This is a genomic window from Modestobacter altitudinis, assembly GCF_005930475.1.
Lineage (GTDB): Bacteria > Actinomycetota > Actinomycetes > Mycobacteriales > Geodermatophilaceae > Modestobacter > Modestobacter altitudinis.
Window position 1 is genome coordinate 168,048 of the sequence record NZ_SJEW01000001.1, and the last position, 7,762, is coordinate 175,809.

The window sequence follows — 7,762 nt, forward strand, 5'->3', positions numbered from 1 at the left end:
CTCGGTCGCTGGCGCTCCCTGCGATGCTCGCTCGCCCGTAGTCTTCACAGTCCGGACTCGGCGTTGCGGACCAGGATCCGGCCGCAGTTCTCGCAGCGCAGCACCGTGTGCGGGTCGGCGTTGCGGTACGCGGCCAGCTCGGTGCCGTAGAACTCGATCCGGCAGCCCTCGCAGCGGCCGGCACGCAGGTGCGCCGCACCGGTGCTGCCGGTCTGCTGGGCGACCCGGTCGTAGAGCTTGAGCAGGTCGGCCGGGACCGTGCCGGCGATCTCCGCGCGGGTGGCCCGGTGCCGGGACGTGCCGTCGGCGATGTCGGCCAGCGCGGCGTCCCGCTGCTGCTCGGCGCGCTCCTGGTCGGCTTGCGCCCCGGCCAGCCCGCCCTGCGCCGTGGCCAGCGCGGCGTCGGCGGTCTCCCGGCGCTCCATCAGCTCGAGCACCTGGTCCTCCAGGTCGCCCTGCCGGCGGTGCAGCGACTCGAGCTCGTGCTGGAGCCCGGTGATCTCCTTGGGCGTCGCGCCACCGGAGTCGATACGGGACTGGTCACGGACCGCGCGCTGGCGGACGGTGTCGACGTCGCCCTCCAGCCGCTTCTGCTCGCGGTCGAGGTCGCGCACCTCGGTCTCGGCCCGGACGACGTCGTCGGACAGGGTCCGCTGCGCCTCCTGGGCCGCCTCGACGGCGGCGAGTTCGGGGAGGGTCCGCGCGCGGTGGGCGAGTTGCGCGAGGGCGACGTCCTCCGCGGCGAGGGCCAGCAGCTTCTGCTGGTCGAAGTGGTCAGCCTGCACCCGGTCAACCTACCCGCGCGGCAGAACCGTCGAGGACACCCCGGGCCCGGCCCGCCGGGAGCGGACCGGGCCCGGGGCGCAGCCGACGGTCAGTGCCGGGACGCGGGGGCGCTGCCCGGCGGCGGGCCGCCCAGCGGCTCGTCGGAGAGCGGGTCGGGCAGGTCACGGAAGGTGGGGTCCTCCCGCTCAGCGGTGTAGTCGCTCTCCGCCGTCCGGTCGACGCCGTCGGCGACCTTCATGGCCCGCAGCACCGCCGTGACGACGACGGTCACCACCAGGTTGACCAGCAGGGCCAGCAGCCCGGCGTAGATCGTCACCTTGGTGTCGAAGCCCAGCTTGCTCAGGGCGAACGACGACCCGCCGAAGTGCTCCCGGGCGACCGTGCCGTCGGGGGCGAGCCGCGGGACGTTGTAGACCAGCGCGAGTCCGGTGGCCATCCCGGCGACCCAGCCGGCGATGAGCCCGCCCCGGTGCAGCCAGCGCGTGTACAGCCCGAGGGCCACCGACGGCATGGTCTGCAGGATGATCACGCCACCGATGAGCTGCAGGTCGATGGAGAACTGCGGGTCGAGGAACAGGATGGCCGCGACCGCGCCCAGCTTGACCACCAGCGAGGCGAGCTTGGCGACCTGGGCCTCCTGCCGCGGGGTGGCGTCCTTCTTCAGGTACTCCTTGTAGATGTTGCGGGTGAACAGGTTCGCTGCGGCGATCGACATGATGGCCGCCGGCACGAGTGCCCCGACGCCGATGGCCGCGAAGGCGATGCCGGCGAACCAGCTCGGGAACATCTGCTGGAAGAGCACCGGGACGATCGTGTTGCCGTCGGTGCCGATCGGCTGCGTCCCGGCTGCGATGGCCATGAAGCCCAGCAGCGCGATCAGCCCCAGGGCCAGGCTGTAGATCGGCAGCAGGCTCATGTTCCGCTTGAGCACGTCCCGGTTGCTGGCGGCCAGCACGCCGGTGAGCGAGTGCGGGTAGAGGAACAGCGCCAGCGCGGAGCCCAGGGCCAGCGTCGCGTACCCGAGCTGTCCGGTGGCCGGCAGGACCACCCCGGACCCGGCGGAGAACTTCTCCTCCGCGGCACCGAAGATCACGTCCCAGCCGCCGAGCTTCGACGGGATGACGATGACCGCGACGATGATCGTCAGGTAGATCAGCGCGTCCTTGACGAAGGCGATCAGCGCCGGCGCCCGCAGGCCGGAGTTGTAGGTGTAGATCGCCAGGATGATGAACGCGACGATCAGCGGGAGCTCGCCTTCCACCCCCATCGCCTTGAGGATCGCCTCGATGCCGACCAGCTGCAGGGCGATGTAGGGCATCGTCGCGACGATGCCGGTGATGGCGACCAGCAGCGCCATCGTCGGGGAGTCGAACCGGGAGCGGACGAAGTCGGCCGGCGTCACGAAGCCGCGCACGTGGCTGACCGACCACAGCCGGATGACGACCAGGAACACCAGCGGGTAGATGACGACGGTGTACGGGACGGCGAAGAAGCCGGCCGCGCCCGCGCCGAACATCAGCGCCGGGACGGCGACGAAGGTGTACGCCGTGTAGAGGTCGCCGCCGAGCAGGAACCAGGTCACCCAGGTGCCGAAGCTGCGGCCGCCCAGGCCCCACTCGTCCAGGTGCATGAGGTCCTCCGCCCGCCGCCACCGGGACGCGGCGAAGCCGAGCACGGTGACCAGCAGGAAGACCGCGATGACGATGGTCAGTTCCACGACGTTCACGGTCGACGCTCCCCGTCCCGGCCGGTGGTGCCGCGGGCGATGGCGTCCCGGGCGGCCTGCTGCTCCGCGGGGCTGCGGCGCGTCATGCGGTAGACCATCGAGGTCGTGAGCACGCCGAGGACCACGAACGCCAGCTGGAGCCAGTAGAAGGTGGGCCAGCCGAACAGCGTGGGCTCGACCCGGTTGTACAGCGGCACGATCAGCGGCACGACGATCGGCACGATCAGCAGCCAGTTCCACGGGCTGCGGTCGCTGCGTCGCGGCGTTCCCCCTGCCGGGGGTGTGTCAGCGCTGGACACGGTCTCCTCCTCCCCGGAGGAGACCTCCGGGCTCAGTCGGCCGACTCCTCGGCCGGGTGCAGACGCTTGCTCTCGGTACTGGTACGCCCGGAACCCCCCACCTGCCAAGTCCACGGGTCGGTGGGCCGGGCGGAGACCGACACCCGGACCCGCGCACCGAGGTCGTGGTGCAGCAGGTTGGCGGCGCAGGACAGCCAGGGGAACTCGGAGGCGAAGTGTGCCACGTCACAGAGCGCCGGCCCGGCCACCTCGGTGGCCTCGGACACGACGTGGTGCCCGAGGTCGCTGGTGAGGAACACGTCGGCGCCCGCCGCGGTCGCCGCCCCGAGCATCGAAGCACCGCTGCCACCGCAGACGGCCACGGTGCGCACGACCCGCTCGGGGTCACCGGCGATCCGCACACCACCAGGGGTGTCGGGCAGCGTCGCGGCCACCCGCTCGGCGAACTCCCGCAGGATCACCGGACGGGCCAGGTCGCCGACCCGGCCGAGCCCGGCGCGACTGGCGGTCGCGGAGTTCTCGAAGAAGGCGTAGCCCGGCTCGTCGTAGGGGTGCAGGTCCAGCAGGGCAGCGAGCACCTCGGCCCGGCGGGCCCGGGGCACCACCATCTCCAGCCGGATCTCCGGGACCCGCTCGACCTGCCCGTGCCGGCCGATGACCGGGTGCGTCTCGTCGCCGGGGATGAAGGTGCCGGTGCCGGTGGTCTGCCACACGCAGCGGGTGTAGTCACCGATCACCCCGGCGCCGGCACTGGACAGCGCGTCGACCAACTGGTCGCTGACCCCCATCGGGACGAACACGACGAGGGTGTCGGTCGCCGGCGCGGCCAGCGACTCCAGCGGCCGGACGTCGGCCAGGCCGAGGGCGGTGGCGAGCGCGTCGCTGACGCCGTGGTCGGGCGCCCGGTCGGCGTTGGTGTGCGCGACGAACAGGGCGACGCCGGCGCGGATCAGCCGGTGCACCAGCCGTCCCTTGGGGTCGTCGGCGGGCACGCCGTGCACCGGGGTGAGCAGCAGCGGGTGATGGGTGACCAGCAGGTCGACGCCGGCCTCGATCGCCTCGTCCACCACCGCGGTGGTCGGGTCGACGGCGAACATGACCGAGCGCACCGGCTCGGCGGGGTCGCCGCACACCAGGCCGACGGCGTCCCAGTCCTCCGCCAGGGCCGGGTCGTAGCGGGCGTCGAGGGCGGCGATGACCTCCCCCAGCGCGAGCCCGGGGAGGGGGAGCTCCCGTACGAGGGCGTCCTCGTGCATCGGGAGGGCCACGAGATCGGACTGTAGGTCAGCTCTCCGGGTCCGGCCTGTTGTGCGCGACTGAACGGTCGACGAGCCCCTCAGCAGGTGTCCGGCGGCGTCCGGGGCGGCGGTGCTCATGCCCCGGTCTTCGTGCGGGACCGCCTGGCCGGATGGGTGCACACGCACGTGCCCGGCGGTGATCGCGACCATCACCGATCGTCACAGCCGTTCCCCCCGCTGCCCCCGACACGCCTGCGGACGCTGGGCAGACGTCCTCGTGTCCGGAACCGGCTCACGACGCCTTGACCCGCCCGCGACCCATCGAGGACCGTCCCGGCCGAGGACGTCGGTCGCCCGGGAGCCGCGATGCGCAACGTGCACGGGCAGCAGGGCTCCGGTCCGCCACTTCCTGGCTGCCCATGGCCGCGGGGCGAGCCCGGTGAGCGCGCCGTGGGGTGCGCCCGGTGACCGCGGACCACCTGCCCGACACCGCCGATGGGCTGGAGGTCGTCGTCGACGACCGACGGCTCGTGCTGTCCCCGACCCGCTCCTTCGTCATCGGCCGCGGGGTGGGGGTGGACCTCGAGCTGACCCACCCCAACGTGTCCCGCCAGCACCTGGTCCTGGAGCCGGCTGCGGCCGGGTGGACCGCGACCGACCGGAGCCGCAACGGCACGTTCCTCGGTGCGGAACGGATCGGTCGGCTGAGGTTGACCAACCCCACGACCGTGCGGCTCGGCGGCGTGCAGGACGGGGTGCAGCTCGAGTTGGTACCCCGCCGCGCCGGCGACCGGTCCGCCCCCGAGTCCCGGCTGGCCGGGCAGGGCCGCCTCACCGGCATGCACCAGGTCCGGGGGGCCAGCATCACGGTCGGCCGGCTGCCGGACAACGACGTCGTCCTGGACGACCTGCTCGTGTCCCGCCGGCACGCCCGGCTCGACCTGACCCCTGCCGGACCCCGGATCACCGACCTGGGCACCGGCAACGGGACCTACGTCAACGGCCGACGGGTGACCGAGGCGGTGCTGCGACCAGGCGACGTCATCGGCATCGGTCACGCGCTGCTGCAGCTCGACGGCGACCGGCTGATGGCCTACGTCGACACCGGGGAGAACACGTTCGAGGCCGACGGCCTCACGGTCACCACCCCCAAGGGCAGGACGCTGCTGCAGTCGGTGAGCTTCACGCTGCCCGGGCGCAGCCTGCTGGCGGTCATCGGGCCCAGTGGAGCCGGCAAGTCGACCCTGCTCAACGCCCTCATCGGCGTCCGGCCGGCGGACGTCGGTCACGTCCGGTACGCCGAGCGGGACCTGTACGACGACTACGACGAACTGCGGCACCGCATCGCGCTCGTCCCGCAGGACGACGTGCTGCACACCCAGCTGTCGGTCCGGCAGGCGCTGTCCTACTCCGCCCGGCTGCGGTTCCCCGCGGACACCACCGAGGCCGACCGTCAACAGCGGGTGGAGGAGGTGCTGGGCGAGCTCGGCCTGACGGCACAGGCCGACCAGACGATCACCAGCCTCTCCGGAGGGCAGCGCAAGCGCACCAGCGTGGCCCTGGAGCTGCTGGTCAAGCCGTCCCTGCTGTTCCTCGACGAACCCACGTCCGGCCTGGACCCGGGGATGGACCGGTCGGTCATGCGCACGCTGCGGTCGCTCGCCGACGACGGCCGTACCGTCGTGGTGGTCACCCACAACGTGGCCAACCTCGAGGTGTGCGACCAGCTGCTGCTGCTGGCCCCGGGCGGGTGGGTGGCCTGGTTCGGCCCGCCCGCCGAGGCGCTGCGGTACTTCGACCAGGCCGACTTCGCCGACATCTTCATCCTGCTCGGCACGGCTCCCGGTGAGCACTGGGCCCGCAGGTTCTCCGAGTCCGCCGACCACGAGCGGAACGTCGGCCGTACCGCACCACCACCGCACGACGGGCAGCGGCCCCTCCGGGAGCTCCCCGGTGGCAGCCCGCGCCAGCAGGGGCCGGTGGCCCAGTTGTCGGTGCTGCTCCGCCGGTACGTCGCCGTCATCGTCTCCGACCGGCAGTACGCGGTCTCCCTCGCCGTCCTCCCGATCGTGATGAGCCTGCTGGCGCGCGCCGTCCCGGGGTCGGGCGGGCTGTCGGTCGAGGCCGCACTGGAGACCGGCACCCAGTCAGCCATCCAGTCGGCCAGCCAGCTGCTGCTGGTGCTCGTCATCGGCGGCTGTCTGATGGGGACCGCCGCCTCGATACGCGAGCTGGTCAAGGAGCGACCCATCTACCGGCGGGAGCGGGCGATCGGCCTGTCGCTCGGGGCGTACCTGGTCTCGAAGGTCGTCGTGCTGGTCGCCATCACCGGGGTGCAGGCGGTCGTCTTCACCCTGTTCAGCCTGGCCGGTCGGAAGGGCCCCGACGACCCCGTCGTCCTCCCGTGGGGACGGGTCGAGGTGCTCCTGGCCGTCCTCGGGGTCACCTGGACCACGATGATGATCGGTCTGGTGATCTCCGCCGCGATCGACAACGCCGACCGCGGCATGCCGTTCCTGGTCCTGGTGATCATGATCCAGCTGGTCTTCTGCGGCGGGTTGTTCCCGGTCCACGGTCGGGCGCTCATCGAGCAGCTGTCCTGGCTGGTGCCCTCCCGGTGGGCCTTCGGGATGACGGCGGCCACGACCGACCTGAGCCGGCTCGACCCGACCACGGCCGATCCGCGGTGGGCGCCGACGGCGGCCGACTGGTACTCCAACGCCACGCTGCTGATCGCGATCATGGTCGCGCTCGCCGCCCTGACCGTCGTCCTGGTCGCGCGGCTGGACCCGCAGCGCCGCACCGCCAGGGCATGAGGGAGCACCTGCCATGACCCAGCGGACGTTCGGCCCCTATGAGATCGAGTCCCTGCTCGGCAGCGGCGGCATGGGCGAGGTCTACCGCGCCCGCGACACCCGGCGCGAACGACTGGTCGCCCTGAAGGTGCTGCCGGACATCTTCCGGGACGACCAGGAGTACCTGTCCCGCTTCCGGCGGGAGCAGCACGTCGCGGCACGGCTGCGCGAGCCGCACGTGATCCCCATCCACGACTACGGCGACGTCGACGGGCGGCTGTACATCGACATGCGGCTGGTCGACGGCGAGGACATCGGGGCCCTGCTCGCCCGCTCCGGCCCGCTCCCCCCCCGTCCCGCGCGGTGCACCTGATCTCGCAGGTCGGCGAGGCACTCGATGCGGCGCACGCCGAGGGGCTGGTGCACCGGGACGTCAAACCGTCCAACGTCCTGGTGACGGCCGCGGACTTCGTCTACGTCGTCGACTTCGGCATCGCCCGCCCGATCGGCACGAGCCGGACGGCGCTGACCATCACCGGCGCCACGGTCGGGACGCTCGACTACATGGCACCCGAGCGGTTCACCGACCAGCCCATCGACGGCCGCGCGGACACCTACTCGCTGTCCTGCCTGCTCTACGAGTGTCTGACCGGCTCGCGCCCGTTCCCCGGCGAGGACCTGCCGACGCTGATGTACGCCCACCTCCACAGCACGCCGCCACCGCCGAGCAGCGTCGTGTCCGACGTCCCGGAGGCGTTGGACGAGGTGGTCGCCCGCGGGATGGCCAAGCGCCCCGACGATCGCTACGAGACGACGCCGGCGTTCACGGCGGCGGCCCGTGCGGCCCTCCGCGCGGCGCCTCCCGGCTCGGCTCCCGCTGCGACGCCGGCCCCTGTGCCCTCCAGCCCACCCACGTCG

Annotated in this window: 6 protein-coding genes and 1 pseudogene; 3 read left to right on the top strand and 4 right to left on the bottom strand. The window is 72.5% G+C overall.

What is annotated here, in order from left to right; all coding sequences use genetic code 11:
* Window positions 1-44: 44 nt before the first annotated feature.
* The 4 genes from FHL79_RS00810 to FHL79_RS00825 all read right to left on the bottom strand — a co-directional run bounded on the left by FHL79_RS00810 (window position 45) and on the right by FHL79_RS00825 (window position 4,079).
* On the bottom strand, window positions 45-785 hold the full coding sequence (locus FHL79_RS00810) for a zinc ribbon domain-containing protein (protein WP_138756739.1): 741 nt from the start codon (window positions 783-785) through the stop codon (window positions 45-47).
* Between the two features lie 89 nt (window positions 786-874).
* Window positions 875-2,503, bottom strand: a complete 1,629-nt coding sequence (mctP, locus tag FHL79_RS00815; RefSeq protein WP_246080179.1) for a monocarboxylate uptake permease MctP — start codon at window positions 2,501-2,503, stop codon at window positions 875-877.
* A 5-nt stretch (window positions 2,504-2,508) separates the two neighbouring features.
* Complete coding sequence (locus tag FHL79_RS00820) at window positions 2,509-2,811, bottom strand: DUF3311 domain-containing protein (RefSeq protein WP_138756740.1); 303 nt, start codon at window positions 2,809-2,811, stop codon at window positions 2,509-2,511.
* A gap of 32 nt (window positions 2,812-2,843) precedes the next feature.
* Entirely contained in the window at window positions 2,844-4,079 is a 1,236-nt protein-coding gene (locus FHL79_RS00825; protein ID WP_246080182.1) for a Nif3-like dinuclear metal center hexameric protein, read from the bottom strand.
* Window positions 4,080-4,513: 434 nt separating this feature from the next.
* Here FHL79_RS00825 and FHL79_RS00830 point away from each other — a divergent pair, with 434 nt between their 5' ends.
* The 3 genes and pseudogenes from FHL79_RS00830 to FHL79_RS25450 form a co-directional block, all read left to right on the top strand.
* Window positions 4,514-6,865, top strand: coding sequence for an FHA domain-containing protein (locus FHL79_RS00830; RefSeq protein ID WP_218938276.1), 2,352 nt, complete (start codon window positions 4,514-4,516; stop codon window positions 6,863-6,865).
* A gap of 13 nt (window positions 6,866-6,878) precedes the next feature.
* Entirely contained in the window at window positions 6,879-7,217 is a 339-nt protein-coding gene (locus tag FHL79_RS26055) for a protein kinase domain-containing protein (RefSeq protein ID WP_218938277.1), read from the top strand.
* A pseudogene (locus FHL79_RS25450) lies at window positions 7,154-7,762 on the top strand (serine/threonine-protein kinase); the annotation flags it as partial. The gene FHL79_RS26055 and the pseudogene FHL79_RS25450, both read left to right, overlap by 64 nt.

What these genes read in the sequence shown, in the direction of transcription:
- FHL79_RS26055 (WP_218938277.1), top strand. Translation starts at nt 6,879, where the DNA reads ATGACCCAGCGGACGTTCGGCCCCTATGAGATCGAGTCCCTGCTCGGC.